General features: G+C 63.8%; 23 protein-coding genes. 16 read left to right on the top strand and 7 right to left on the bottom strand.

The window, feature by feature from the left end; all coding sequences use genetic code 11:
• The first annotated feature begins 18 nt into the window (after positions 1–18).
• A complete protein-coding gene (locus ACTIIH_RS00230) occupies positions 19–960 on the top strand; it encodes a phosphoglycerate dehydrogenase (RefSeq protein WP_096168351.1) in 942 nt (313 codons plus the stop codon).
• Positions 961–972: 12 nt separating this feature from the next.
• Here the strand turns inward: ACTIIH_RS00230 and ACTIIH_RS00225 are convergent, their stop codons facing one another.
• Positions 973–1,761, bottom strand: coding sequence for a hypothetical protein (locus ACTIIH_RS00225; protein WP_096168350.1), 789 nt, complete (start codon positions 1,759–1,761; stop codon positions 973–975).
• A 139-nt stretch (positions 1,762–1,900) separates the two neighbouring features.
• Between ACTIIH_RS00225 and ACTIIH_RS00220 the strand changes: the two genes are divergently transcribed.
• The gene (locus tag ACTIIH_RS00220; protein ID WP_127363612.1) at positions 1,901–2,767 is read left to right on the top strand and encodes an aldo/keto reductase; all 867 of its coding nucleotides are present in this window, start codon (positions 1,901–1,903) and stop codon (positions 2,765–2,767) included.
• Between the two features lie 61 nt (positions 2,768–2,828).
• Complete coding sequence (locus tag ACTIIH_RS00215) at positions 2,829–6,374, top strand: DEAD/DEAH box helicase (protein WP_441449966.1); 3,546 nt, start codon at positions 2,829–2,831, stop codon at positions 6,372–6,374.
• A 15-nt stretch (positions 6,375–6,389) separates the two neighbouring features.
• Here the strand turns inward: ACTIIH_RS00215 and ACTIIH_RS00210 are convergent, their stop codons facing one another.
• Both ACTIIH_RS00210 and ACTIIH_RS00205 read right to left on the bottom strand, forming a co-directional pair.
• The gene (locus ACTIIH_RS00210) at positions 6,390–6,746 is read right to left on the bottom strand and encodes a helix-turn-helix transcriptional regulator (protein WP_165770348.1); all 357 of its coding nucleotides are present in this window, start codon (positions 6,744–6,746) and stop codon (positions 6,390–6,392) included.
• 2 nt (positions 6,747–6,748) lie between these two features.
• Positions 6,749–7,201 carry a hypothetical protein gene (locus ACTIIH_RS00205; RefSeq protein WP_441449965.1) on the bottom strand — a complete coding sequence of 151 codons (453 nt, stop codon included), beginning with the start codon at positions 7,199–7,201 and terminating at the stop codon, positions 6,749–6,751.
• 23 nt (positions 7,202–7,224) lie between these two features.
• Between ACTIIH_RS00205 and ACTIIH_RS00200 the strand changes: the two genes are divergently transcribed.
• Positions 7,225–8,148 (top strand): PepSY-associated TM helix domain-containing protein, encoded by a 924-nt coding sequence (locus ACTIIH_RS00200; protein ID WP_441449964.1) that lies wholly within the window; start codon positions 7,225–7,227, stop codon positions 8,146–8,148.
• A 44-nt stretch (positions 8,149–8,192) separates the two neighbouring features.
• Here ACTIIH_RS00200 and ACTIIH_RS00195 read toward each other — a convergent pair whose 3' ends face one another.
• Positions 8,193–9,314, bottom strand: a complete 1,122-nt coding sequence (locus ACTIIH_RS00195) for a pyridoxal-phosphate dependent enzyme (RefSeq protein WP_441449963.1) — start codon at positions 9,312–9,314, stop codon at positions 8,193–8,195.
• 138 nt (positions 9,315–9,452) lie between these two features.
• Here ACTIIH_RS00195 and ACTIIH_RS00190 point away from each other — a divergent pair, with 138 nt between their 5' ends.
• The gene (locus ACTIIH_RS00190; RefSeq protein WP_441449962.1) at positions 9,453–9,626 is read left to right on the top strand and encodes an Lrp/AsnC ligand binding domain-containing protein; all 174 of its coding nucleotides are present in this window, start codon (positions 9,453–9,455) and stop codon (positions 9,624–9,626) included.
• Between the two features lie 8 nt (positions 9,627–9,634).
• On the opposite strand, the gene ACTIIH_RS00185 is transcribed toward ACTIIH_RS00190, so the two are convergent.
• The 3 genes from ACTIIH_RS00185 to ACTIIH_RS00175 all read right to left on the bottom strand — a co-directional run bounded on the left by ACTIIH_RS00185 (position 9,635) and on the right by ACTIIH_RS00175 (position 14,769).
• Complete coding sequence (locus tag ACTIIH_RS00185; protein WP_441449961.1) at positions 9,635–10,555, bottom strand: carbon-nitrogen hydrolase family protein; 921 nt, start codon at positions 10,553–10,555, stop codon at positions 9,635–9,637.
• A 142-nt stretch (positions 10,556–10,697) separates the two neighbouring features.
• Complete coding sequence (locus ACTIIH_RS00180; RefSeq protein WP_441449960.1) at positions 10,698–12,671, bottom strand: hydantoinase B/oxoprolinase family protein; 1,974 nt, start codon at positions 12,669–12,671, stop codon at positions 10,698–10,700.
• A gap of 10 nt (positions 12,672–12,681) precedes the next feature.
• A complete protein-coding gene (locus tag ACTIIH_RS00175; protein ID WP_096168344.1) occupies positions 12,682–14,769 on the bottom strand; it encodes a hydantoinase/oxoprolinase family protein in 2,088 nt (695 codons plus the stop codon).
• A 53-nt stretch (positions 14,770–14,822) separates the two neighbouring features.
• Here ACTIIH_RS00175 and ACTIIH_RS00170 point away from each other — a divergent pair, with 53 nt between their 5' ends.
• The 11 genes from ACTIIH_RS00170 to ACTIIH_RS00120 all read left to right on the top strand — a co-directional run bounded on the left by ACTIIH_RS00170 (position 14,823) and on the right by ACTIIH_RS00120 (position 26,448).
• On the top strand, positions 14,823–16,064 hold the full coding sequence (locus ACTIIH_RS00170) for a PucR family transcriptional regulator (protein ID WP_441449959.1): 1,242 nt from the start codon (positions 14,823–14,825) through the stop codon (positions 16,062–16,064).
• A gap of 96 nt (positions 16,065–16,160) precedes the next feature.
• The gene (locus tag ACTIIH_RS00165; protein WP_441449958.1) at positions 16,161–18,473 is read left to right on the top strand and encodes an MMPL family transporter; all 2,313 of its coding nucleotides are present in this window, start codon (positions 16,161–16,163) and stop codon (positions 18,471–18,473) included.
• Between the two features lie 235 nt (positions 18,474–18,708).
• Positions 18,709–19,206 carry a MarR family winged helix-turn-helix transcriptional regulator gene (locus tag ACTIIH_RS00160; RefSeq protein WP_164742741.1) on the top strand — a complete coding sequence of 166 codons (498 nt, stop codon included), beginning with the start codon at positions 18,709–18,711 and terminating at the stop codon, positions 19,204–19,206.
• Positions 19,207–19,471: 265 nt separating this feature from the next.
• Positions 19,472–20,575: a Fic family protein gene (locus tag ACTIIH_RS00155; protein ID WP_101555532.1), complete on the top strand. Its 1,104-nt coding sequence runs from the start codon at positions 19,472–19,474 to the stop codon at positions 20,573–20,575.
• Positions 20,576–20,641: 66 nt separating this feature from the next.
• Entirely contained in the window at positions 20,642–21,697 is a 1,056-nt protein-coding gene (locus ACTIIH_RS00150) for a pirin family protein (protein ID WP_127363619.1), read from the top strand.
• Positions 21,698–21,756: 59 nt separating this feature from the next.
• The gene (locus tag ACTIIH_RS00145) at positions 21,757–22,131 is read left to right on the top strand and encodes a GNAT family N-acetyltransferase (RefSeq protein WP_101555534.1); all 375 of its coding nucleotides are present in this window, start codon (positions 21,757–21,759) and stop codon (positions 22,129–22,131) included.
• Positions 22,132–22,139: 8 nt separating this feature from the next.
• Positions 22,140–22,610 carry a carboxymuconolactone decarboxylase family protein gene (locus ACTIIH_RS00140; RefSeq protein WP_441449957.1) on the top strand — a complete coding sequence of 157 codons (471 nt, stop codon included), beginning with the start codon at positions 22,140–22,142 and terminating at the stop codon, positions 22,608–22,610.
• A 605-nt stretch (positions 22,611–23,215) separates the two neighbouring features.
• A complete protein-coding gene (locus ACTIIH_RS00135; protein ID WP_441449956.1) occupies positions 23,216–23,620 on the top strand; it encodes a hypothetical protein in 405 nt (134 codons plus the stop codon).
• Positions 23,621–23,773: 153 nt separating this feature from the next.
• Positions 23,774–24,202 carry a hypothetical protein gene (locus tag ACTIIH_RS00130; protein ID WP_441449955.1) on the top strand — a complete coding sequence of 143 codons (429 nt, stop codon included), beginning with the start codon at positions 23,774–23,776 and terminating at the stop codon, positions 24,200–24,202.
• A gap of 94 nt (positions 24,203–24,296) precedes the next feature.
• Positions 24,297–25,256, top strand: a complete 960-nt coding sequence (locus ACTIIH_RS00125; RefSeq protein WP_441449954.1) for an alpha/beta hydrolase — start codon at positions 24,297–24,299, stop codon at positions 25,254–25,256.
• A gap of 10 nt (positions 25,257–25,266) precedes the next feature.
• Complete coding sequence (locus ACTIIH_RS00120; protein ID WP_441449953.1) at positions 25,267–26,448, top strand: serine hydrolase domain-containing protein; 1,182 nt, start codon at positions 25,267–25,269, stop codon at positions 26,446–26,448.
• The last annotated feature ends 30 nt before the right edge of the window (positions 26,449–26,478 follow it).

Genomic DNA, 26,478 nt, shown 5'->3' with positions numbered 1-26,478 from the left:
CGCGATAGGCTCACCATCATGAGCCGTCGCATCGTCATCACCACCGATTACCTGGAGCCCGGCGACAGCGTCGACCGGCTGCTGCGGGAGAACGGGCTCGATCCCGTGTATTCCCCGGCGGCTGGTCGACGCACCGAGGATGTACAGCGCAATCTCCTCAAAGGGGCCGTCGGTGCCATCGTTGCGAGCGAACCGATCACCCGTGACATGCTCGCCGAGGCGGCCGACCTCCGGATCCTCGCCCGCAGCGGAGTCGGATACGACTCCGTCGACACCACCGCGGCCCAGGAGTTCGGCATTCGCGTGGCAAACACGCCCGGCGTCAACCATCACGCCGTCGCCGAACTCACGCTCGCTCTCATGCTCAACTGCGCCAAACACTTCAGTGACGTCATCGCCGGCACCAACGCCGGTCAGTGGCCACGCATCGCAGGCACGGAACTGCGCGGCAAGACCCTCGGCGTCATCGGATACGGGCCCAGCGGCAAGGCAATCGCCGCAATCGGTGCAGCTCTGGGCATGAAAGTCATCGTCGGCACTTCCCACCCCGACACCGAGGCGGGCCCGAGCATCGAATTCGCCGACGTCGACACCGTCGTCGCGGCCGCCGACTATCTCACCCTCCATGCCCGAGCGGCCGGCACCCCGATGATCGACGCCGACCGGCTCGCGGCGATGAAGGACACCGCGTTCCTCATCAACACCGCCCGCGGGTCACTCATCGACGAGGCCGCTCTCGTCGACGCGCTCGAACGTGGCCAGATCGCCGGTGCCGCCCTCGATGTGCTCGAGACCGAACCGATGTCGAAAGACAACCCGCTGCGGAACTTCGACAACGTCTGGATCACCTCCCACCTGGCCGGTCAGACAGTCGAAGCCAGAGAGCGCGTCGGCATCGCCGCAGCCCGAACCGTCATCGATGTACTCGACGGAAAGGAACCCGTCGGACTAATCGTCTGAGCGCATCCGAGCTCACACCTCAGCGCCCTTACGCCTCCGCGACCGCACCCTGACGATGATGAGCACGGCCAACCCCACCGCCGCCAGGACCAGCCCGGCGAGGAACCCGTAGAAGGGGAACCCGTACTGTGTCACGGAGAACTCCTGGCCGGTGACGGTGTCGCCTGAGCAGGTCAGGCTCGGCGGGAGATAGTCGGCGGTGACGGAGAATCCGAGCACATCGTTGCCGCTGACGGACTCCGGGCAGATCCCGAATCCGTCCGACTTCGCATACCACTGGAGGCGCTGGCCGACCATCATCAGCGGGAGCACGAAGACCCCGATCCCGATGAGCAGCAGTGCCCATCGATCCACGCCGCCGTCACCCCGAGGGGATCGGGCCGAAGCGAGCAGTCGGGTCACCGTGAACGCAAGCAGCACACCGAGGAGCACAGCGGAGCCGAGCGCCGCGAGCCCGGCCGAGGTGATGAACATCGCCGAGGTGGCCCCGGAGTGTTCGATCATCGCCGTACCGCCGTCGTAGGTCGAGGCTTGGCAGACGAATCCGAATGGGGCGCGATCGATGATTTCCACTGCATCCGGATCAACACCGAAATCCGTGACCAGATCAGAACAGGCGCCGGCGCCTCCGCGTGCCTGGGCGAGTGCGGTCGAGATCCAGGAGGTCACCCACTGCGCCACGTGGAGAAGCAGAGCGATCGCCATGGCAGCGCACGGAAGCAGAATCGCCATCTGCCAGCGCGAGAGCCGACGGACGAAGCGAAAAGGTCCCCGCGCTGCGGCCCGCACTGTCGTCTCCATGCGTCCACATTAACCGGAAGAATATCGCGACAACCCACCTTGAGTGATGCTCAGGGTCTTCTCACAGGAAGAGCTCACCCTCGGCATCCGGCGGTGAACGCCCTGGCCAGAGCCGCCTCGGCGGTCATAGGGTGAAGGTATGGCGAACTCAGCAGATTCCTCAGCCCAGAACTCACCCACCCCCACCCTCGACCTCAACGACGGACGCGCGATCCCGCAGCTCGGGCTCGGTATCTACGCGATGAAAGGCGAGGAAGGCGTCGACGCCATCGTGGGTGCCGTCGACAACGTCGGCTACCGCCTGCTCGACACCGCGGTGAACTACGAGAACGAGCGCGAGGTCGGTCAGGCCATCGCCGACTGCTCCGTCGCTCGCGAGGACCTCTTCGTCACCTCGAAGATCCCCGGCCGCCACCACGGCTTCGACGAGGCGATCGCGAGCACCGAGGAGTCCCTGGCCCGGCTCGGCCTCGACTACCTCGACCTCCACCTCATCCACTGGCCCAATCCCAGCGTCGGCAAGTACGTCGACACCTGGCGCGGGCTCATCGAACTGCGCGAGCGCGGGCTCGTGAAGTCCATCGGTGTCTCGAACTTCACCGAGGACATGCTCACCGAACTCATCGACGAAACCGGGGTCACCCCCGCCGTCAACCAGGTCGAGCTCCACCCGTACTTCCCGCAGGCTGATCTCATCGCCTTCCACCGCTCCATCGGCGTACAGACCGAAAGCTGGTCCCCGCTCTACCGTGACCAGGGGCTCTTCGACGAAACCCCCATCGCCGAGGCGGCCGCCGCCCACGATGTCACCCCGGCCCAGGTGGTCCTGCGCTGGCATATCGAAGTCGGGTCCATCCCGATCCCGAAGTCGGCGAACCCTGAACGCCAGCGGTCCAATGCCGACGTCTTCGACTTCGCCCTCACCCCCGCCGAGGTGGCCGCGATCTCCGGACTCGAGCGCGGTCGGATGAAGGACCGGGATCCCCTGACGCACGAAGAGATGTGAGGCCGGGCCTCATTGCTGCCGGCTGGCCACGCATGTCAGCTGCAGATGGAAGACTGGTGGCATGGATCGAGCCATGACCATCGTCCCGAAAGACGAGCTGAAGGCCTTCGTCGACCCTGGAACCTTCGCGCGCGGCACAGACTATGCGCGCAAAGGCCAGGTGCTGCGGACCGTCTGGCACGAATCCGACCGGCAGCTCGTTGCCGATGTGGCCGGCTCCGCGGGGTTGTATCAGACCACGATCACCTTTGATGATTCAGACGACGGCGGACCCGTCGAGATCGTCGACACCGCCTGCACCTGCCCGGTCGGCTACGACTGCAAGCACTGCGTAGCGGTCGTCATCGTCAACAATCAGCAGATGCTCGAACAGCGGACCTCCGCGATCATGGACGACTTTGACGGTCACGTGCCCGGGGAAGATGAAACGGACCAGGTCAGGGGTGTCGACCCTTCCGACTTCGGCGCGATCATCGGTGGCGGGCGATCGACAGTCAGACAGGTTCGGGTACCGGAATGGAGACAGCGGCTCGACCGCATCATCGAGGTCTCGCGTCGGTCGAGCGCGCAGCCCGAGACCGTGGCACTCGGCTTCGAACTTCACCGCGCCCCACAGCGCAGCTACTTCAATAGGGCACCATCGAGACTCAAGGCCGCTGAAATCCCTGACGAGGCGGAACCGCAGGTGCACGTCCGGCCGCTGATCCCTGGAGCAAAGAACAACTGGATCAAGGGGCAGGCCGGCTGGCACTGGTTCACCTCACGACTCAACGCCGCGCGCTTCGACGCCGACCAATTCGAATGGTTCTACCGACTGGCCACCCTCGACGACGGGCTCGGCCGATTCGGCCATGCACAGTCGTCGGCAACGATCCGACTCGACGACTTCGGCTCACCCTTCCTGTGGGAGCTGCTCGGTCAGGCCGCTGACCTCGACATCCCACTCGTCAGCGCCGACAAGCAGATCGCAATCCGGCTGGGGCAACGGGCCGAATTCCAGCTCGATGTCACGCGCAGCGACGACGACCTCGTGCTCAAGTCCGCAGTCGTCATCGACGATCAGCCGGTGCAGGCTCACGAAGTCCGGCCTATCGGACTCGGCGGCGTGTACCACCTGGACATGGTGGGCAAGGCGAAGGCCGTGGTCACACTTGCACCACTGACCGAGCCGATGACCGAGGCACAGCGCACCCTTCTCGAAGGGCCCGCGGCCACAAGGATCCCCGAACCAGGGCACGAAGATTTCGTTGACCGCGTCCTCCCGCTGCTGCGGAAGTCGCCCGAGAGGCGCGGCGGGATCCGGGGAGTCGGGAACGGGAAGAAGTCCGACCTCGGCGCCACGAATAGCGGTCCCGGTGACCGAGTCATCAGCAGCGACGGATCCGTGGACCTGCCCGTCGAGAAGTCCCCGCACCTCAACCTCCACATCAGCTACGACAACCCCGACCAGCGCAGGTCCGCCAGAGGCGGCGCAGACAAGAGCGACCGCGGCCCGGGCCGATCCACCCCGACGATGCGTCTGAGCTGGTCATGGACCTACTACTCGCCACAGCGGACATTCCACTTGGTGCCCCATCGCAGCGAACTGTCCGACCAGGTGCGCGGTCGCGACCAGAAGTTTGAGCACGCCGTCCTCCGTCGCCTGCGCACCATCGACCCCGACGCCGCCCGAACGGAATCGACCATCCTGACCGGCATCGACGCCGCCACCTTCAGCACCCGGATCCTGCCCCGAATCCAAGAACTTGATGACGTCACGGTTACCTTCGCCGACAGCGACAACGCCCCGGAATTCCGTGAACTCGACGCGACCCCGCAGGTCAGCCTCCGCACGCAGGCGACCGATGACTCGGACTGGTTCGACCTCGGCATCGACATCACGGTCGATGACCACGAGATCCCCTTCGTCGAACTCTTCACCGCGCTCGCGAGGGAGCAAACCCACCTCATCCTCGACGACGGATCGTTCTTTTCCCTCGACAACCCCGCCTTCGGCCGTCTGCGTGAACTGCTGACCGAAGCGAATGCCCTCGATGGCTTCTCGCCGGAGAACCCGCAGATCAGCCGCTACCAGACCGCCCTGTACGACGAACTCGAGGATCTCGCCGACGACATCGCCGACGATCCGAAGTGGATCGAACTCATCGGCGGGCTGAGGGACCTCGATACGATCGCCGAGGTGGCCGTGCCCGACACCGTGAACGCGCAGCTGCGGCCCTACCAGGTGGAGGGGTTCCGCTGGTTGGCGTTCCTCCGGCAGCACCGCCTCGGCGGGATCCTCGCCGACGATATGGGTCTGGGCAAGACCCTGCAGACGCTCGCTCTCATCGACCACGACCGCACCGAAAGCGAGACCGAGACTCAGGCCCCATTCCTCGTCGTCGCCCCCACCTCGGTGGTGGCGAACTGGGTGCTCGAAGCCCGCAAATTCACCCCGCACCTGAGCGTGACGGCGGTGGGAGAGACCGCGAAGAAGCGCAAGCGCTCCGTCGCCGCGGCGGTCGCCGGTGCCGACATCGTCGTCACCTCGTATGCGGTGATGCGTCTCGACATCGACGAATTCGCCGCCCTCGACTGGGCCGGCCTCATCTACGACGAAGCCCAGTTCATGAAGAATCACCAGGCGAAGACGCACCGCGCGGCGAGGCGACTCGAGGCCCCGTTCCGGCTGGCGATCACGGGCACGCCGATGGAGAATTCGCTCACCGATGTGTGGTCGCTGGCCGCGATCACCTCGCCGGGACTGTTTCCGAACGCGAAGCGCTTCAGGGAGGACTATGTCCGCCCGATCGAATCGGGAGAGTCTCCCGAGCGGATGGATCGGCTGAGGTCGCGGTTGCGGCCATTCATGCTGCGCCGGACCAAGGATCTCGTGGCCGCGGACCTGCCGGAGAAGCAGGAGCAGATACTCGGGGTCGAGCTGGAGCCAGCGCACCGGCGCCTCTACGACACGGTGCTGCAGCGCGAGCGTAAGCAGGTGCTCGGCCTCCTCGGGGAGTTCGAGAAGAACCGGTTCGCGATCTTCCGGTCACTGACGCTGCTGCGGATGCTCGCGCTCGATCCGGGGATCGTCGCCGAGTATGCGGACTCCGGGATCGCCTCGAGCAAACTCAGTGTGCTCATGAGCCACCTCGCCGAGGTCCGGGATGAGGGTCATCGGGCGCTCGTGTTCAGCCAGTTCACGAGCTACCTGCGTGCGGTGGCGGCCGAACTCGAGGACAGCGGGATCGACTACGTCTACCTCGACGGGTCGACCAAGGATCGCACGAAGGTCATCGAAACCTTTCGGGAGGGCGACGCTCCCGTGTTCCTCATCAGCCTCAAGGCCGGCGGGTTCGGCCTCACCCTCACCGAGGCGGACTACGTGTTCCTGCTCGACCCGTGGTGGAATCCTGCGGCAGAGAATCAGGCCGTCGACCGGACGCACCGCATCGGTCAGACCCGGCAGGTCATGGTCTACCGACTCGTCGCCGAGAACACGATCGAGGAGAAGGTGCTGGCGCTGCAGACGAAGAAGGCCGAACTCTTCACCGCGCTCATGGACGACGGCAGCGCATTCAGCGAGGTGATCTCGGCCGCGGACATCAAGGGTCTGTTGGAGGGGTGAGCCTCGTCAGAATCGTCAGCCGCCCGGCACCTCGACGAGGTTGCCCCTGATTCCGTCGAGAAAGCTCGCCCCCAGCGGGGTCAGAGTCAGGAGTTTGCGTTTCGCCCCGGTCCGCGGGGCGGCGACGGCGGCGCTCTGCAGCAGGCCGGAATCCTGCAGACGTTTTACCGTACGGTAGAGGCCGCGCTCGGTGATCTGCCACCCGGTGGCGGCGGTGACCGCCTCGGCGATGGTTGAGACCTCGGCCGGTTGATGCTCGGCGACGAGGGAGAGCGTGACCGGGGTGAGCATCGACTTCTTGTACGTCTCAACCCAGGAGTCGACTCGATGGTCGATCCACTCCTGCTCCTCCGGGGAGGGGGACACGGCCACACTCAGTCCTCCCAGCCGCGGCCGAGGACCGCGCCGACGAGGTGGATGAGCAGGCCGAAGCCCCAGAGGGCACTCATGACGATGGTCACCCCGAACCACGAGCCACCGAGGGCGGCCTGAGCAATGTCCGAAGCGCTCTTGTCGACAGCGCCCTCGGCCATGAGGCGAACGATCGCGTGCAAGTTGTACGACGTGCTCACCGTGACGAACGCGATGACATGAGCGATGACGACTCCGAAGCGCACGCGTTTGAGGACGCGCCGGTTCCGCCACAGCCATACTGCGATGCCCAGAGCCACGACGGCGGTGAGGATCCCGGCGAGGATGGTGACCTCTCCGCCAGTGGCGGCGATGACGACCTGGACAATGAGCATGGCCATGATGAGGCCGAGCGCATAGGGGAGCAGGAGTGTGCGGGCGTTGGCGGGCGATGAGGTCTGCGGCATTGTAGACATACTGGTACTGTACCATTGGTTCAATGCTTGATTCAAGAGGCGGAATCGAGCGCCGAGCAGGCCTGCGACGGACCTTTTCCTGGCATGCCTCGGTCGGCATCTGGGCGGCGATCGGGATGCTGTTCCTCTCCGCCACCGGAATCACTTGGTCCCAGCTCGGCGGCGAGAACGTCACGAAGCTGCGTGCGGCACTGATCTGGGAGACACCGGCGATCTCCACAGAGCTGACGGGAGAGTCGGCCACGGAGTCGGCTGATGCAGGCGGTGCCGGTGACCACTCTGGCCACGAAGGACATGAGGGACACGAAGGCCATGACGCCCACGCCGAGCACAACGGCGACGAGGCCGGCACAGGACAAGGGTCGACGACCGATACCGCCGACGTCGACCCGGCCGATTTCGACATGATGCTGGCCATGGCACACGGGGTCAACATCGACACCAGAGCGGTCGAAATTCTGCCGGCTACGGACACGAACTCGGCGTGGGTGGCCCGGGAGATCCAGCGCAACTATCCCACGAAGGTCGACGCCGTCGCCTTCGATCCGACGACTATGGAGGTCACCGATCGCGTTGACTTCGCCGACTACGGTCTGGCGGCGAAGCTCGCCCGCTGGGGCATCGACCTGCACATGGGATCGCTGTTCGGGCTGGCCAACCAGATCGTGCTCTTCGTCCTCGCCATCGGGATCGCGGCGATGGTCGTCTGGGGCTATATCATGTGGTGGCAGCGTCGGCCGAAGCACGACCCAACGAGACGCTGTGGGGTAAAGCCACCCCGTGGAGCACTGCTGAACGCGCCGTGGTGGGGAACCGGCGTCATCGTCGTCGCGGGAATCGGCATTGGAATATCCCTGCCGATGGTGGGGATCAGCCTCGTCGTGTTCCTCATCATCGATGTGGCCCTCGGCGTCTTGGCGCGACGACGAGAACGAGTGACGGACTGATCCCGGCGAAGCCCCGGTGCCCGACGTGCCCTAGGCATCCAGCCTCAGGCGTCGGGCACCGGGTTCGCTGCGGAGCCCTCGGTGACGGTGAGGACGATGACGCTGCCTGAGTCCACGCCCAGGTGCCGGCGCCGGGACTCCGCGTCCACACCGGCGAGTGCCTCTCTGACCCCCGCCAACGAGGCGGCTCCGCAGGGTCCCGCGGCCACCCCGAGATCGGCGAGCCGATGCGCGGCATCGATCGCGGCAGCGTCGCTGACCGTGACCGCGGCATCGAGGCCGTCACGGACCAAGGGCCACGCCAGCGACGAGGGGGTTCCGCAGTTGAGGCCGGACATGATCGTCTTCCCGGTCTCCACGGTCACCGGATGCCCGGCATCGAGGCCCGGTCCGATGCACGCCGCCACTTCCGTTTCGACGGACACGACTGCCGTGTTCACGGCGCCGGCCGCTCCCGTACGGGAGGCATCGTCGCCGACGCTCGCCCGCCGGTGGTGCGCGAGCGCGGCCTGCAGCAGAGACCCGACTCCGGTCGGCACGGTGATGAGGTCCGGTGCGTGATGGCCGGCCTCACTCAGCTGAGCGTCGATCTCACGAAACAGCGTCGAGTAGCCTTCGACGATCCAACCGGGAACCTCTTCGTAGTCGTCCCACGCGGTGTCCTGGACAAGCACCCCGCCGTTGGCGGCCACATAGTCGGCGGCCGCTTCGACGGACTGGTCGTAGTTGGCCTCTAACTCGACGACCTCAGCATCTTCACCGCGGATCGCGGCGACAGCGCTCGGGTGGATGCCGCCTGCCGGCACGAAGATGCGAGCCGGACGACCAGCCTCCCGGGCGAACCTGGCTACGGCACGACCGTGGTTTCCATCCGTGGCGGTGACCACCTCGGCGTCGGTGTCCGCCTGCGCCGCCTCAAGGGCACGGTGGACGGCCCACGAGGCACCGAGTGCCTTGAACGCGGGCATGCCCAGCCTGGTCGACTCGTCCTTGGCGAAGACCGCGGCGACCCCGAGTTCGCGGGCGAGCTCCGGCAGTTCGATGAGCGCGGTGGGCTCGTAGCCGTTCAGTGTGCGGTGGAAGTTCAGGGCCGCACCGTCCTGGTCGGGACTTGACCAATTGTGGTCACGGTCGTTGGCGGTCCATGCGGCGGTTGTCGTGGTCATGAGCGGTTCCCTTCGGGCAGGCGTGAGGTGACGAGTGCGGTAAAGAAGTCGATCCCCGCACCGAGGATTGCGTCGTTGAAGTCGAAGTCGCGGCTGTGCAGCGGTGCCGTGCCGCCGTCGGCAGTGCCACTTCCGACAGTGCCACTCGTGGCCGGGGAGTGGGACTTCATCCTCATCCTCCTGGTCCAGGACATGGCCGAGTACACGGAGCTGACGAGGCAGTTGTTCTTCGGCGACGACAACATCCGCCGCTTCAGCACCCAGGTCGTCATGGACGCCGCAAAGGTCGGTCTCACGGTCCCGTTGGGGTGATCAGCCGATCAGTCGAAGCTCACCGAATTCCTTGGCTCGGTGCGGACCGTGAGTTCGAAGACGTCCGGGCGGGAGTAGTGGCCGACGACGTCGAAGTCGAGATGTGAACGCGTCTTCGCCGTCGGATCGATCTCGGCATAGAGGATCGTCTCCTCGTCATAGACAGGGCCGGCCAACACTTCTCCGGTGGGTGCGACGATGATGCTGCCGCCGCGGATGGCCGTGCTGCCATACGGCAGGTCCACTTCGAACGGGTGATCATTGGGATACGCGTCCGTAGTGATGAACTGGCAAGCGGAAAGCACATGTGTGCGCCCTTCGAGCGCGATGTGCGTCATCGTCGCGGCCCACGTCGGCCGGTCATCGACGGTCGGAGCGCAGTAGAGCTCCACGCCCTTCGCATACATCGCCTGTCGCAGCAGCGGCATGTAGTTCTCCCAGCAGATGACCGACCCAACGCGTCCGAGCGGAGTATCCATGGTGTCGAGGGTCGACCCATCGCCGAAGCCCCAGATGAGCCGTTCCGAACCGGTGGGCATGAGCTTCCGGTGTGCGCCCGCGACTCCGACCTCGGGGTCGAGCATGAGTGCGGTGCAATAGAGTGTGTTGCCGAGTCGTTCGATGATCCCGATGACGACGAAGAGTCCGAGTTCTTTGGCAGCCTCAGCCAGTCGTTCGACATCCGGCCCGTCGAGGGTCACCGCGCCGTTGCTGTAGCGCTCGTACTGTCGGCGCCCGTCATCCGTGCGCAGTCCCACCGGTGCGCCGAAGGTGCTGCCCTTCGGATAGCCGCCGATGAATGCCTCGGGGAAGACGGCGATCTCGGCGCCGTTGTTGCGAGCCTCGGTCATCAGGCGAATCGCCTTGTCGACGGAGGCGTCGATGTCGAAGGGAACTGATCCTGCTTGGACGACTGCTGCTGTGGGCATGTGGCTGACCTTCCTCGCTCTGCCGATGTGCTCTGCCGAACACTTCTTGCTCTCACTTTCGACCGCGAGGTGGGAAAGGTCAACTCCACGACAGCGGAGACGCCCGCCTTCAAAGGACGAGCGCCTCCGCTGATCGCATTCGTCAGTTCCAATAGGAGGCTGAACGCGATCGCATGCTGTCGCGGAACTGAGCGGTCGACTTTTCGAGCAGCTCACCGGTGCCCCAGTCGAGGACGACGCCGTGTTGACGGACGACGTCGTGAACAGACAGCTCGCCGTCACGGTAGCGACGTGCGACCTCGGCGGCATCAGCGTCCAACCAGGAATCGCGCTCGGCGCGGATCGTTTCGCGCTCCCGTGCTGTCGCCGCTTCATCGATCTCGTACTCGTCGAGTTCCGCATCGATCTCATGGACGACGACACCGTAATCCTTGGCTGCACGATCGATGGAGACGTAGCCGTCGATGACATCCTCGAGGACCTCACCGGTTGGACGCTCCAGCGGGTCGCCGAAGCCGCCTCCACCAGCGCTCGGGCGCTCGAATGTGTCACCGGGGCTGATTGACACGTTCGAGAAAGTCGCTCCCAGATAGTGGGAGTTCTCCGATGCGGGGTTGAGCCATACACCGTGGGGGATCGACGGAAGGCCACCGTTGATTCCCCACGTCGTCGACCGGCCGCGATCACAGCAGTAGCTCATCACCGCGCCGGCCGCGTCTGTGAGGATGCCGCCCTTGTTCACCCCGCAGCCTCCGCGGAAACGCCCGGGTCCGCCGGAGTCGGTGTTGATCGAATGCTGTGTGGTGATCACCGGTGTCAGCCGTTCCTGACCTTCGACCGGCTGCACGGCAAGCCCGGTGCCGAAGACCGGTGAGGTTGCTGAGGATCCGTCCTTGGTCGACCGACCGCCCCAGCCCCCGGCCATCCAGTCGTACCACATGAAATACGGATTCGACTGCGACCGTGCATCGTGCCCGCCGACGAGCAGGTACTCCAGGTTGAAGGCGCAGGCCATCGCTCGTTCGGGCATGATGTGAGACCACAGTTCGAAGATCGCGTTCATGACCTTTTCGTAAGGACCCGAGCAGAAACCGGTCACAGCATGCGGCCAACCTGCGTTGACGACCGTTCCCTCTTCTCCGATCTCTGCTGTCACAGCTTCATAGAAGCCCGAGTTGAGTGGGACCTCTGGGAAGAAGGTCTTCGTGCCGGCATAGATTGCAGAGAATGTCGTTCCGTATCCGGAGTTGAGGAATGTTGAAACGGCTTCGGCCGATCCGGTGAGGTCATAGTGAATGCCTGAGCCGTCCAGTGTGAGCTTGACCCGGATCGGCACCAGGCCTTCACCCTTAGCGGGATCGCCATCGAGGTAGTCGACAGTCTCCCACTCTCCACGGGGTAGGTCGCCGAGGCTGGCGAGCACGGTGCGGCAGACATAGTCCTGTGTCTCCTGCATTGCATCGAGAACCGTGTCCTTCGAGTATTTGTCGACAAGGCGCAGGACCTCGCGCTCACACACAGCTGTTGCTTCAGCCTGGGCATTGAGGTCGCCGAGTGCTTGATCAGGGGCACGCGTATTCGACACGAGCAGCTGAGCCACATCGTGGAGGAACCGGCCTTTGTGCCATACCCGCAGCGGGGTGATGCGGAGTCCCTCGCCGAAGTGCTCGCTGGCGGAGACGTCGAACGACCCGGGCACGGATCCGCCGATGTCGGCCCAGTGGCCCTTGTTCTGCGCGAAGCCGATGATCTCGTCGTCCGCGAAGATCGGGCGAATGAAGCTGACGTCATTGAAATGAGTGCCGCCGCGGTAGGGGTCGTTGATGAGGAAGACGTCTCCGGGATTGATATCGTCGCCGAACTCTTCCATCACTGCTTTGCATTGGAAGTGAAGGGTGCCGACGTGGACGGCGATGTCGGCGCTGCCCTGCATCACGGTATTTCCGTGACGGTCGCAGAGTGCAGATGAGAAGTCCCTCGAATAGATGACGAAAGAATAGCAGGTCCGCAGAATCTGCTCACTCATGAGATCAACACTGGTCGCGAACGCGTTTTTGAGTACTTCGAAGGTCACCGGGTCGAGCGTGGAAGTCGACTTTTCCGTTGTTGTCGTCATTGGTCTCTCCTCACAGGCCGTTCTGTGTCGAATCGGCGGAAGCGGTTTCCAGTGCGGGCACGTCTGCCTCGGTTGTCAGTGCAATGCGGATGTTGAACCACTCGTCGATCACCGCGGAGGAATCCGGCGGGATGACCGTAGTCGAATCGATCTGGTTGAGAATTGCGGGCCCGATGAATGCAGCTCCGGACGGAAGGTTCTCCCGCTGGTAGACAGGCGTCGAGTGCCATTGACCGTCGAAGAAGACTTCCCGCACCTCGATGGGCTCTCCTGGATCCTTGCCGCTGGCCGGTGTCGGTTTGAACGTCGGTTTCGGTGTCTTGCCGAGAGCCTTCAGGTGCAGTTGATAGATCTCGACAGGGGTGTCGTCCTGTCGGAACGCGTACTGCTTTTCGTGTTCTTCGTGGAACAACTGAACTGCCTCGCGCAACGCGTTCGGCCCGGAACCCATTTTGACCTGCAGCGAACGCCACTGACCGTGATAGCGCATCGAGATCCCGCGCTCGAACACGGCATCTTCTTCTGCCACCTTTTCGTGACGTAGGCGATCTCGTCCCTCGAGCTCGAGCTCACGGAAGTGCTGTTCGACTGTTTCGGCGTCGGCTGAATCTGCGACGCCGGTGAACATTTGGGACAGATCGTGCTGGATGTCGACAAGCAGACACCCGAGGGCCGAGGTGACTCCGGGGCTTGGCGGCACGATTACAGAAGGAATATTGAGTTCGCGAGCGACATCGGCTCCATGCAATGCTCCAGCACCGCCGAAGGCAATGAGTGCGAAATCGCGGGGATCGAGTCCGCGGCGGATAGACACGAGACGGACGGCATCCGCCATGTTTGCGTTGGCCACCTTGACGATGGACTCGGCCGCGGAATCGACATCGAGCCCGAGGGGATCGGCGATCTTCTCCTTGATGGCAGATTTTGCACTTTCGCGATCCAGTGTCATCTCTCCATCGGCAAGATCCGTGCCGAGCCGATTGAGCCAAAGGTTGGCATCGGTGTTCGTCGGTTCTGACCCACCGCGGCGATAGCAGACCGGGCCAGGATCGGCACCAGCCGACTGCGGTCCGTTCCTCAACGACCCGGCAATATCGATGTGCGCCAGGGATCCGCCTCCCGCACCGATCGTGAGAACTTCGATGCTGGGGAAGACGATCGGGTGACCGTATTCGACCTCCCACTCATTGGTTTCACGCAGCTCGCCATCGGCAATGAGCGAAATGTCCGTCGAGGTGCCGCCCATGTCGAGGCCGACTGCATTGGCATGACCGCATTGCTCGGCGACATGTTGAGCGGCAATAGCGCCGGCGGCGATTCCCGAGGCCGCCAGGCGGACCGGGAAGTGTTTGACCATCTCGGCGGTCATGGACCCGCCGCCCGAGTGGAGCAGCAGAAGCTCACCGGTGTATCCGTCGTCAGTCAGGTTGTTATCCAGTTGTTCGACGTATCCGGAGACCAATGGGCCGAGTACCGCATTGGCTACGGTGGTATTGAAACGGTTGTGTTCAAAGATCTCCGGAAGAACTTCGGCCGAGGTGGAGATGCTAGCCTCGGGGAGCTCCTCACTGAGAATCTCTCGCATGCGGATCTCATGTGCGGCATTCGCGTAGGAATTGATGAAGCAGACAGCCACCGTATCGACCCCGCGCTTCTTCAGTAAGCGCCCGAGCTGTCGCGCTTCATCTTCGTCGAGTACGGTGACGATGTTGCCTGAGAAATCTATGCGCTCAGTGACCTCGAAACGGTCACGCCGACGGATATAGGGACCGGATACGTCGGAGTACGCATCCCAGAGATCGTTCTTCGTTCCGTCTCGAATCTCGATGACATCACGGAAACCTTTGGTTGTCACCATCGCAGATTTGGGAAAATTACGAGTAATGAGTGCATTGGTGGCAACTGTCGTTCCATGGGAGAAGAGCTCGACTTGTTCGAGGTCGACGTCAGCCCGACGCACGCCGTTGAGGACTGCTTCCATTGGGTTGCTGGGGGTCGAAGGGACCTTCGTCACCCGCATTTGTTGGGTGGATTCGTCAAAGATGCAAATGTCAGTGAAAGTACCGCCAACGTCGACGGCGACTCGCAGATCAGCCACGGGGCTCTCCTTTGATTGTGATGTGCTTCATAGCCTGACTTCAGCCTGGCCCCTTGGTCAATGGAGCAATCGAAAGTTCTGTGGGACGATTTTGTGAAACTTACAAAACCGATTCATGGCCGCTGTCGGCAGGAGAATACGTAGTGCGCGCACGCCAGGAAATATCGCAGGAGCGGATCTTCGACGAGTTGCTCATGTCCTTGGATGCTGTCGACCCAGTGGAGTCGATGCTGAAGAAGGTTGTCCGGCTCTGTGGTGGATCCGCGCTTGTGATCAACGAGCTCGGTGAGGTCGTCCGTTCGGTCGGCGCTGCGCCGAGCCACCTTGTTTCTGAGTGGATACGGTCTTCGGTGTTCTCCGGTGACACCGGGCCGGGTTCACATTTGGAGACGATTCGCGGGACGATCGGTCGGTGGGATGTTTTCGCCCGGACCATGAGGATCCGATTGCGAGACCACGCCGTCGTCGTTGCCAGTCATGATGATGAGGAAGCGGTTGCAGACCGGCGTGCCGAGGTGGATGCCGTACTTGACACCGTGTCCAAACTTTTGCGCGCCTTTGCCGGCTTCGAGTCGTTTTCCATCAGCAATCGCAATGAGGAATCGGCACGCCTGTTGCGGGACCTTGAGGCGGGAATCTCTGTTGGACGCGAGTCGAGTCTGTGGCGATCGCTGGAGCGGTTCGGGTTTTCGGCATTCGAGCCGGTACGAGTCCTAAGGATTCGGACGGATCCCGAACAGACTTCAACGGAACTGCGACGAGCCGAAGTCGGCAACGGACTGCTGCTGAGTGATTCGGGGACGATGCCGACCGAGATTGAGATGATTGCTCTCTGTAAGGCGGACTATGAAATCAGGCAGAGGTTTGATGAGCCGGGCCTGATCGGAATCGGCATCTCTGGGCCATTCACTGCTCTCAGCCAGGTCCCGGAGATGCTCAGGGCAGCGGACGTTGCTCTGGTGGCTGCTGCAGATGGTGGTTTCGCCTATGTTGATGAGATGCGGCCAATCGAGTGGGCCGCGGCGCGAATGAACTCGCGATTTGATCGACAGCTCATCAGTCGATTCCTCGGCCTTCTCTCGGAGAGCGAGGATGCCTGGACGACTTTGACGACATACATCGACTGCGGAGCAAAGATCAGCGAGACAGCCGCCCGGCTCCACGTGCACGAGAACACCGTTCGCTATCGGTTGGGGCAGATCGAGAAGAAGCTCAGCCGTCGCCTCAGCGATCCTTTCACTATGGCCGACATCGTCATCGCATTCGAGTCGAAGCGAATGGAAATCGCACGGTGAGCGCGGTCCGATATCGACACCGCGGCAGGCGCCGGCAGGGCCGGAGGGATCGCGCGGCCCGACTCCCTGACACCCAGACCCGAGTAGCATGGACCCATGCCCCACCATCTGCTGACTTCGACCCCTCCGAGCGGCAACGGCACCGCTGGAGACGGTGCCGACGGCACCCCCGCCCCCACCCACCGGCGGCCCGTCCCTGCCCGCCGCAGCCTCATCGCGCTCTTCGCGATCCTGCTCGTCGCCTGGGTGGGTGTCGCCGGAGTCGGTGGACCCTACTTCGGCAAGATCTCCGAGGTGGCCACGAACGATCGTTCCTCATTCCTCCCCGAGTCCGCCGAATCGACCCGAGCACAGGAGATCATCGACCGCTTCAGTGACGACGACTATGTCCCCGCCATCGTCGTTCTCGAGAACACGGACGGCCTCACCGACGACGACTCCGTGGCCCTCGACGACGTGGCGAAGGAACTCGACGACGACGGTCTGCTTGCCGCCGACGCCTCACCGGTCATCCCCGCGGACGACGGCGACGCCCTCCAACTCATCCTCCCCGTCTCCTCCGACACCACCGCCGATGACGTCGAGAAGATCAGAGACGTCATCGCGAACACCTTCCCGACCGCGAATGCCGCCGATGCGGCGCCGGATGAGTCCGGCAACGTCGCCACCCCGGCCACGGTTGCCGATGTCTACGTCACCGGCCCCGCCGGCTTCGCCGCCGACCTCACCGAGGCCTTCGCCGGCATCGACGGGATCCTCCTGCTCGTCGCCCTCATCGCGGTCTTCGTCATCCTCGTCATCGTCTACCGCTCTCCGCTGCTGCCGGTCATCGTCCTCTTCACCTCGGTCGCCGCGCTGTCCGCGTCGATCTTCGTCATCTGGCATCTCGCCGACGCCGGGATCCTGCTCATCAACGGCCAGGTCCAGGGCATCCTCTTCATCCTCGTCGTCGGCGCCACCACGGACTATTCCCTCCTCGTCGTGGCCCGGTTCCGCGATGCCCTGCAGACCGAGCCGGATCGTGTTCGGGCCGGGCTCGCTGCGCTCAAGGGCGTCGCCGAACCGATCGCGGCTTCCGGAGGCACCGTCATCGCCGGCCTCCTGGTCCTCCTGCTCACCGACCTTGCGTCGACGCGCGCCCTCGGCCCGGTCGCGGCCATCGGCATCGTCGTTGCCATGCTCGCGGCGCTGACCTTCCTGCCCGCCGCGCTCATCATCGTCGGTCGTGCCGTGTTCTGGCCGTTCCGACCCCAGGTGACGACCGCCGAGGTTGGGCTCCGTAAGAAGGGAATGTGGGCCCGGATCGCGGGTGGGATCGCCGCCCGACCGCGCCTGATCTGGATTGGACTCGTCATCCTGCTGGCTCTGCCGCTCATCGCGGTGCCGCAGTTCAAGGCCTCCGGGGTCGCGCAGAGCGAGTTCGTGCTCGGCGAATCCGAGGCTCGCGACGGCCAGGACGTCCTGGCCGAGCATTTCCCAGGTGGGTCCGGAACTCCGACCCAGGTAGTGCTCGACGCGAACGAACTGAGCACTGCCGCCGAGGCGGTCGGCCGCCTCGGCGGGGTCGGTTCGATGACCGTGGCCGCTGAGGATTCCCCGAGCGGAACCATCGGGATCGACGAGGACGGAAAGCTCCAGCCCCCGCAGGGTGGCCCGGCCAGCGGAGCACCGGATGCTGCCGGCGGCTCGGCGGCGATCGATCCCACCGAGGTCGACGGTCAGGTCCTCCTCGAAGTCACCCTCTCCAATGCGGCGGACTCCCTGGCTGCCGAGACGACGGTGACGGAGATCCGCGAGGCCGTCCACGACGTCGACCCCGATGCGCTGGTGGGCGGGCAGACCGCGGTCGACCTGGACACGAACAACACCGCCGAGGCGGACCGGACCCTGGCGATCCCGATCATCCTGGTCGTCATCACGGTCATCCTCATCCTGCTGTTGCGGTCCCTGTTCGCGCCGCTGCTGCTCGTGGTCCTGACCGTGCTGTCCTTCGGCACCGCGCTGGGAGTCTCGGCGCTCGTGTTCAACCACCTCATCGGATTCCCGGGCGCCGATCCCTCGGTGCCGCTCTACGCCTTCGTCTTCCTCGTCGCGCTCGGCATCGACTACAACATCTTCCTCATGTCCAGGGTGCGCGAGGAGTCGCTCAAGGTGGGCACAAGGGCAGGCGTGCTCAAGGGGCTCGTGGCGACGGGTGGGGTGATCACCTCGGCGGGCGTGGTGCTTGCGGCGACCTTCGCGGCACTCGGGGTCATCCCGATCATGTTCCTCGTCCAGCTCGCCTTCATCGTCACTTTCGGCGTGCTGCTCGATGCCATCCTCGTGCGCTCGCTCGTCGTCCCGGCGCTCGTCCACGACATCGGACGCGGAGTGTGGTGGCCGTGGCGGAAGCGGATCCCGCAAGACTGAGCCGGTCGGGGATCGGGCGAGCCGCCTCGGCGAGTTCGAACCGATGGTGAAGGGCCGACGGCGGCAACACGATACCCCCGGAGTGAGACCGGAGTCCGGGCGACTCTGCTCAATCTCTCCAGCCGGGGGTACGTTGGGGATGTGCCGGGTACTGACGCCGAGGGGTGGTCGACGGGCCCCGAATCTGGGGCCAGTTATATCATTGAACTACTATTCTGTTGACTATGCAACAAAAGTGTGGCATGACACATCGACGAGCGGGGGCGGACCGATGGACAAGACGACTCCGGTGAGCAGCATGATCAGGCAGAACGGCCCGATCAAGATCGCGGCCTGGCGTCTGATGATGGAGAAGTATCAGGACTTCTATACGAGGTTCGTACACGAGTTCCGGACCCGGCACGGGCTGACCGTGAACGAGTTCGACGTGCTCATCAACGCCCGACCCGAGGCCCAGGTGCGCCACCGAGAGCTGCTGCGCAGCCTCGTGATCAGCCGCAGCGCGCTCAGTCGACTGCTCGGCAAGCTCGAGGATCGTGGCTTGGTCACGCAAGAGCCCGACCCGGAGGATCAGCGCGGGGTGCTCGTCGCCTTGACCGAGGAGGGACTGCGGCTCTGCGACGAGGCGGCCGCGACGAATGCCGAGATCATCCTCGACGGTTTCGCCGGGCTCACGGATGCCGAGGCCGACGAGATCTTCGAACTCGTATCGAAGGTCCGCCCGGTCGAGTAGGGGGAGTTCTTGGATGCCTGTTCTCGATGAGCTGTAGTAGGCCGCCGTCTTCGCCCATTCCGAGTCTGGTCGGTCCGAACGAAACCTATAAAGCGACGGCCTCACTTTTATGAGAAACTGGTATAACTCATAAATTTGGGAGATGGCGATTATGAGTTCTGAACGACCGAGACGGGAACAACGCGCACTGACGCAGTGGCCTGCCCTGGAGAGTGAAACCCTAATCTGGAGCACGCGACCTGGGTTTGGGCCGAAGGCGACCGCGATGATCGGAACTGAAAAATATGAGGCGGCGGTTCCACCGGCGATTGCCGATCGTATTCCGGACCTCGGTCGTGATGTCCAAGAGGTTTCTGAAGAAGCTACGCGTGAACTCAGTCGCTTCGATGCCGAGCGTGGTGCGGAGATTGCAGGTTTCGCGCCGATACTGCTCAGGTCGGAGGCTGCATCGTCATCGCAGATCGAGAACCTGACTGCGAGCGCACGTGCCATCTTCTCGGCAGAGTACGGGGCCCGCGCGGGGAGCAATGCGGAGCAGATCGCTGCGAATACGAATGCATTGTCGGGCGCTCTCAAGGATTCGGGGCCGATCAGCAGTCAGTCGATCCGAGAAATTCACCGCGTTCTCATGGAACTGCAGTCACGTCATCCCGCCGGAGCTTTCAGGAATGAGCAGGTCTGGATCGGGAGCCGATCGGATTCGCCTGTTGGGGCGGAATACGTTCCGCCTCATCATTCCCGAGTGGAAGGTCTGATCGAGGACCTTTCGCAGTTCATTCAACGGCGTGATGTTCCGACAATGGCTGCTGTCGCGATTGCACATGCCCAATTCGAAACGATTCACCCATTCACCGACGGAAATGGACGCACCGGACGCGCATTGGTGCAAGCGATGTTTCGGCAGCGAGGCATTACCCGGAATGTCGCTGTTCCGGTCTCAGCTGGGCTGCTGACAGACGTCCGTCGATATCACCAGGCCCTGACCGAGTATCGCAATGGTGATGTCAATCCGATCGTCAGAATATTCGCCGAGGCAGCTTTCCGCGCGGTGGACAACAGCACTCAGCTCGTTGACGATCTGAGGGAGATTCGTCGCGGTTGGGATTCGACGCTGACTGCTCGGAAGAACTCGAACGCGTGGCGCCTGCTCGATATTCTTCTCGAGCATCCTGTGCTCAATTCCGCCACGGCCGCAGAGCTGCTCGGGGTCGCACAGCCGAACATCTATCCACCATTGCGAACGCTTGTCGATGCCGGCATCGTGAAGTCAAAGGCGGAACATGGTCTGGGGCCCTTCTGGCGCAGTGACGAGATTCTGGCAGCGGTCGACGCGTTCGCCGAGCGTGCGGGTCGGCGTCGCCCGGCTTGAGCAGTCGAGTCCGCGCGGCACACGCTCCCCCTCCCCGCCCGCCGCGAAGAGGGCTACGATGTGGCCATGAGCAACGTCGAGACCCGCCCCGATCAAGTGGTCTGCAAGGCCGGGGGACTGCCCGGGCCGGCCTGTGACCAGCAGGGACGTTCCCCGGTTGAGATCATCACCTCCCGTGAGATTCCGCTCGGCGGTCCACGGGCGATGATCGTGCGCCGCACCCTGCCGCAGCGGCAGCGCTCCCTCATCGGACCCTGGTGCTTCGTCGACCACTACGGGCCAGCCGATGTCTCGGTCACCGGCGGCATGGACGTCGCCCCGCACCCGCACACCGGATTGCAGACCGTCAGCTGGTTGTTCCAAGGCGCCATCCAACACATCGATTCCGGCGGAAACGCGGGCCTCGTCCTGCCCGGCGAAGTCAACCTCATGACCGCAGGCGCCGGCATCTGCCATTCCGAGGTCTCGACCGAGGAGACCACGACCCTCCACGGCGTCCAGCTGTGGCTGGCCCTGCCTGACGCCACCCGCCACCAGCCCGAACGCGAATTCGAGCACTTCGAACCCGCCCCTGGCTCCTTCGCCGGCGGAGAGATGCTCGTCTTCCTCGGAAAACTCTGGGGAACGGAATCTCCGGTGCAGACACATTCGCCGCTGCTCGGCGCCGAGATCCGCCTCGACCCCGGTGCGAGCATCGACCTGCCCGTGAATCCGGGATTCGAGCACGGCGTCCTCGTCGACTCCGGCGATATCGCCTTGGAGAACGTCGACCTGCCCGTTGCGGCGGTCGGCTACACGGGAACCGGTGTTGAAGAGCTGCGCATCGCCAACCGCAGCGACGAACCCGCCCGACTCATCCTCCTCGGCGGCGAACCGTTCCCCGAAGAGATCGTCATGTGGTGGAACTTCGTCGGCCGCACCCATGAGGAGACCGCGGCCTACCGTGAGGAATGGCAGGCCGAGGGCGACCGCTTCGGCGTCGTCGACGGCTACGTCGGCAAGGGTGGGCCCGGTCGCAATGCCGACGGCATGGGAAGGCTCCCCGCGCCGAGGCTGCCCGACGTCACGATCAGACCGCGGAAGAATCCGCCGCCCCAGGTTCAAGGTGGACCTGCGGAATAGAGCGGTGCCGAATTCCGCTTCACCCAGTACCAACAGAGCACGACGAAAGGGTTATAGCCATGGTGAAGACATTCGAGGACAAGACCGGCGCCGAGGTGACCGTGTCGATCAACGAGGCCACCCGGTCCTATGACATCGCCGTCGCCGACGGCACCGTCGCCGGCCACGCGTACTTCCTGCCCGGGCCGGATCTTGAGACAGAACGCATCTTCCACCACACTGTCGTCGACGAGGAGTTCGGCGGTCGGGGACTGTCGAAGTTCCTCGTCGCCGAGGCGCTCGATGATTCCCGCGAACGCGGAATCACGGTGGTGCCCGTGTGCCCGCTCTTCGTCAAGAAGCTGCAGGAGACCGGTGACGACTACGCGGCGCAGGGCGGGAAGTACCGCAACGCCACCGGTGCCGACATCGACATCGTGAAAAGCCAGGCGTGAGCGGGTCGATGAGCAACGCGAGTCGTCCCTTCATCGACAAGATCCACCCCGAGAACTACAAGACCATGGCCCAGGCGGCCGCGGCATCGCGGAAGGCCTCGCGTGCCGCAGGACTCGATGACGGGCTCATCGAGCTCGTGAACACACGGGTCTCGCAGATCAACGGGTGCCGGACCTGCCTGAGCATCCATGCCCCGGCGGCCAGGAAGGCCGGCGTCTCCCAGCTCAAGCTCGACGTGCTGCCCAGCTGGCATGAGGCTGAGATCTTCACCGAACAGGAGTTCGCGGCGCTGACCTTGGCCGAGTCCCTGACCGTGCTGGACAAGGCGGAGGATCGGGACGCGATCGCCGCCTACGCGGCGCAGCACCTGACGACCGAACAGATCTCTGCGATCGAATGGTCGACCATCCTCATCAACGCGTTCAACCGCATCTCGATCGCCAGCGACCACCCGGTGTTCGGAGCTCGGCAGGACTGAGCGTCTGCCGGCCGATTGGGTGCGGTCGACCGAGCGGTTGGACTCGGCGGGCCTCAGTTGAGGATCTGTGAATCGCCGACGAAACAAAACGGGCTTGACCAGATCGAGCAAGATTTGGCCTAGATATAGAACACTGCGCTCTCGTCCGGGCCGTCTGGGTTCCGCTTGTACTTAACGAATATGCGCCGATCAGTCTTGTCTAACTCGGGTGCTGCGATGAGCGCCACACTCATTCCTGGCGAGAGTGTTTCGGGAAGCTGTGGAGGCAGGTTCAGATATAGCTCCGGAGCGGTGATGGAGATGCTGAATGCGGTGTGCGTCCCGTAGTTGGTGAGGTTGTGCCAGTGAGATTCGTGCGGGTTCGGGGTGAGGCCCAGACGGACTTTCCCCTGTTCGAATAGCGCCTTGTTGATGCCGGTTGCGTCTTCGGCTGCGTTGGCTGATCGTTTGGCTTGCGTGAGCGCGCGCCGAGCATCGCAACGTGCCCAGACTGCGACACCTGGGCTGAGGATTGCGACAGCTGCCCCGGCGATTCCCCATCCTTCTATGACTGAATCTAAGCATATTGGGGTGGGGGCCGGTTGAGGTCGGGCACAATGGGGTGTATGGGATTTCATTTACTTACAAAAGGTGCATTCCGGCAGTCGGTAGAAGTTGACAGCCCGGCGGTACAGACCGCGTCTTCCCCCGCTGTTCTGTTTGACGGTGGAGGTGCTGACTTGTTCGGCGGGTTCCCAGTCAGGCTTCTGGAAAATACGGGCGAGTGGGTGAATGTCCCCGATGCTGTCGGTCGCCAGTGGGAGTCTCTTCCCGCCGAGGTTAGGGGGCGGTTGATTCGTGAGCCCTCTATCGAACTCTCTATGGAGGACTTCGACGTGTTAACCAGGGCTGAGGTTGGGGTGTCGGCTGGGTTCTTTGCCCTGTCGGACGATGAGCTGGAATGGCGCATCGCTGGTCCGTTTAAGAACTTCGTGGAGTTGCTTTCGGACATTGCAGGCGAGGGGCTGTAGTCCTCGTGGAGCAAACTGCCCCGTGTGGTTGTCTTTGGACGGTCAAACGGGGCATTTTCTGCATTCACAATGCTTTAGTCCGCCCGCCCCGTGTAACGTCTGCGCAGTTCTCCTGCATCGAACCGGGCAGGACCAGCCTGCCTTCGGTGTCGGATGGTCTTCCTCATCAGCTTCCTCGCCGTGGTGTATACGAGCGTGCTCGGCGGGTTCTCCGGAATCGCCTACGTCACCGCCGACTGCCTGCGCGTGCTGCGCCGCTACCCGCACCAGGACGAACCGGCCAATGAGATGTCGGCGAAGTCGATCGAGTTCCGCGGCGTCCTCGTCTACCTCTCGATCGCGACGTTGGTCATCATGAGCCTCGGCAAACCCGTCACCCTCGTGCTCGTCTACGCCGCGATCAGCGCGTTCATTCTGCCGGTGCTCGCCCTGGCGCTGCTCGTCATCCTCAATCGCTCATCCGTGCCGGCTCAGCTGCGCAACACGAAGTGGTCGAACGTGCTGCTCGCCGTGTGCCTGGCACTGTTCGGATTCTTGGCGATCCTCCAGGTCAAGGAGTCGGTGATGGGGTTCATCGGGTGAAGTGAGGTGCACCCGACAACTGTCGGGTGTGTGCGCGAAAAGCACGATGGTCTGGCGGTAGTGCCGCGGTGCCGGGGTCGGCATACTTGGTGATATGACACAACGACGGTCACGATTCGACGCGGAGCTCGCCGCGAGTCTGTCCGTCATCGGCGGGGTCTTTCCGCCGACCATCACTCCTTCGCTCATCGACTTCATGCGAGTCTCGTACGCCTCGGAGCCGCTGGCGGAGACTCTCAGCGGCCGTCGGGTCGAACATTCCGAATATCAGGTGCCGGGCCACCTCGGCGAGGACATCACCGTCTCCGTCTTCAGACGATCCGGGGACACCGGACGACGACCGACGATCGTCTACGCCCACTCCGGCGGGCTGATGTTCGGCGATCGCTTCAGCGCGCTCGGCCTCAACCTCGACTGGGTCGAGAAGATCGGTGCGATCCTCATCTGCCCCGAATACCGCCTGGCGCCCGAGTTCCAAGACCCTTATGCGCGTGAGGACATGTACGCCGCGCTCCTGTGGACGGCGGAGAACTCCGACACCCTCGGCGTCGACCCCGCCCGTCTCATCGTCGCCGGAGCCAGCTCCGGAGGGGGACTGGCCGCCGGAATGGCGCTGGCGGCCCGTGACCGGCACGGACCGAAGCTCAAGGGCCAACTGCTCATCTACCCGATGCTCGACGACCGCGGCATCACACCGTCGACCCATCAGTTCGACGGCATCGGCGTCTGGGATCGGGTGAGCAACGAAACCGGATGGCAGGCGATGCTCGGCGATGACTTCCGCACCGAGGCGGTCTCGCCCTACATCGCACCATCGCGTGCCAACGACCTCACCGATCTGCCGCCCGCGTACATCGACGTGGGCTCGGCCGAGATCTTCCGGGACGAAGCCGTCGCCTACGCCTCGGCCCTCTGGAACGACGCCAGCGAAGCGGAGCTGCACGTGTGGCCCGGAGGCTTCCACGCCTTCGACATCTTCGCCGCCCATACACACCTTGCGCAAGGAATGATCAGCACCCGAATGGCCTGGATCGAGAAGCTCCTGGCCGACTGAAAGGAACATCATGTCTGAGAACACAGCTGTCAACGACGCAGTTGTCCGCGTGGCCACGAAGACGGTCGACAGCGGCGGCGTCCCAGGCGTCGTCGCCGGAGTGACCACCGACAAGGAGACCATCAGTCTCACTGCTGCAGGAGTCCGCTCCCTCGACGACCCGCAGCCGATGACCACGGACTCCGTGTTCTTGATCTTCTCCACGACGAAGGCCCTGACCGGCACCGTGGCACTGCAGCTGGTGGAGTCGGGAGAGCTCGACCTCGACGCCCCGGCGAAGGACTATGCCCCAGGATTGGCCGACGTACAGGTCATCGACGGCTTCGACGACAGTGGAGAACCGATCCTCCGGGCACCCGCCAGCGAACCCACCACCAAACAGCTGCTGCTGCACACCGCCGGCTTCGGCTACGACTTCTTCAACGAGAAGTACGAACGACTCGCCCGCGAACACGGCCAGCCGAGCATCGTCACCGCGACCAGGAAGGCGTTGGAGACTCCGCTGCTGTTCGATCCCGGCACCCAGTGGGAGTACGGGTCGAACATGGATTGGGCCGGCCAGGTCATCGAAGGCATCACCGGAAAGACTCTGGGTGAGGCGATGCGCACCCGAGTCCTCGAACCGCTGGGCATGGACGACAGCACCTTCCGTCCGACCGCGTCGATGCAGGAGCGGCAGGCCACGATGCACCAGCGCACCGACGGCGAACTCGCGGCGACCGACTTCATGCTGCCCGAACCGGAGGTGGAGATGGGCGGCCACGGACTCTTCTCGACCGTCGATGACTACCTGAAGTTCATCAGGATGTGGCTCAACGACGGAGCAGCCGACGACGGAACCGTCGTCCTCCGCCCCGAAACGGTGGACATGGCCACGCAGAACCACCTCGGCGATCTTCGGGTGAAACTGCTGCCCGGAGTCATCCCGAGCTTGTCCAACGATGCGGAATTCTTCCCCGGCATGCCGAAGACCTGGGGATACACGTTCATGATCAACGAGGAGGACGCCCCGACCGGACGCCCGGCCGGCGCCGCCGCATGGGCGGGTCTTGCCAACCTCTTCTACTGGTTCGACCGACAGAACAAGATCGGCGGGTACTGGGCCACACAGATCTTCCCCTTCGCCGACCCGGAATCGGTTGGGGGCTACCTCGAGATGGAGACGGCAGTCTACGATGCTCTGAAAGGCTGATTCGCGACCGAGGCGAATCGCGACCGTCGG

Source organism: Brevibacterium sp., assembly GCF_052105255.1.
In the GTDB taxonomy this organism is placed as follows: Bacteria; Actinomycetota; Actinomycetes; order Actinomycetales; family Brevibacteriaceae; genus Brevibacterium; species Brevibacterium linens_B.
This window is presented reverse-complemented; position numbering and strand designations above follow the sequence as displayed.

Coding starts and splice junctions, on each gene's coding strand:
- ACTIIH_RS00230 (WP_096168351.1), top strand. CDS start 19: ATGAGCCGTCGCATCGTCATCACCACCGATTACCTGGAGCCCGGCGAC.
- ACTIIH_RS00225 (WP_096168350.1), bottom strand. CDS start 1,761: ATGGAGACGACAGTGCGGGCCGCAGCGCGGGGACCTTTTCGCTTCGTC.
- ACTIIH_RS00220 (WP_127363612.1), top strand. CDS start 1,901: ATGGCGAACTCAGCAGATTCCTCAGCCCAGAACTCACCCACCCCCACC.
- ACTIIH_RS00215 (WP_441449966.1), top strand. CDS start 2,829: ATGGATCGAGCCATGACCATCGTCCCGAAAGACGAGCTGAAGGCCTTC.
- ACTIIH_RS00205 (WP_441449965.1), bottom strand. CDS start 7,201: ATGTCTACAATGCCGCAGACCTCATCGCCCGCCAACGCCCGCACACTC.
- ACTIIH_RS00200 (WP_441449964.1), top strand. CDS start 7,225: ATGCTTGATTCAAGAGGCGGAATCGAGCGCCGAGCAGGCCTGCGACGG.
- ACTIIH_RS00195 (WP_441449963.1), bottom strand. CDS start 9,314: ATGACCACGACAACCGCCGCATGGACCGCCAACGACCGTGACCACAAT.
- ACTIIH_RS00185 (WP_441449961.1), bottom strand. CDS start 10,555: ATGCCCACAGCAGCAGTCGTCCAAGCAGGATCAGTTCCCTTCGACATC.
- ACTIIH_RS00180 (WP_441449960.1), bottom strand. CDS start 12,671: ATGACGACAACAACGGAAAAGTCGACTTCCACGCTCGACCCGGTGACC.
- ACTIIH_RS00165 (WP_441449958.1), top strand. CDS start 16,161: ATGCCCCACCATCTGCTGACTTCGACCCCTCCGAGCGGCAACGGCACC.
- ACTIIH_RS00155 (WP_101555532.1), top strand. CDS start 19,472: ATGATCGGAACTGAAAAATATGAGGCGGCGGTTCCACCGGCGATTGCC.
- ACTIIH_RS00150 (WP_127363619.1), top strand. CDS start 20,642: ATGAGCAACGTCGAGACCCGCCCCGATCAAGTGGTCTGCAAGGCCGGG.
- ACTIIH_RS00145 (WP_101555534.1), top strand. CDS start 21,757: ATGGTGAAGACATTCGAGGACAAGACCGGCGCCGAGGTGACCGTGTCG.
- ACTIIH_RS00140 (WP_441449957.1), top strand. CDS start 22,140: ATGAGCAACGCGAGTCGTCCCTTCATCGACAAGATCCACCCCGAGAAC.
- ACTIIH_RS00135 (WP_441449956.1), top strand. CDS start 23,216: ATGGGATTTCATTTACTTACAAAAGGTGCATTCCGGCAGTCGGTAGAA.
- ACTIIH_RS00130 (WP_441449955.1), top strand. CDS start 23,774: ATGGTCTTCCTCATCAGCTTCCTCGCCGTGGTGTATACGAGCGTGCTC.
- ACTIIH_RS00125 (WP_441449954.1), top strand. CDS start 24,297: ATGACACAACGACGGTCACGATTCGACGCGGAGCTCGCCGCGAGTCTG.
- ACTIIH_RS00120 (WP_441449953.1), top strand. CDS start 25,267: ATGTCTGAGAACACAGCTGTCAACGACGCAGTTGTCCGCGTGGCCACG.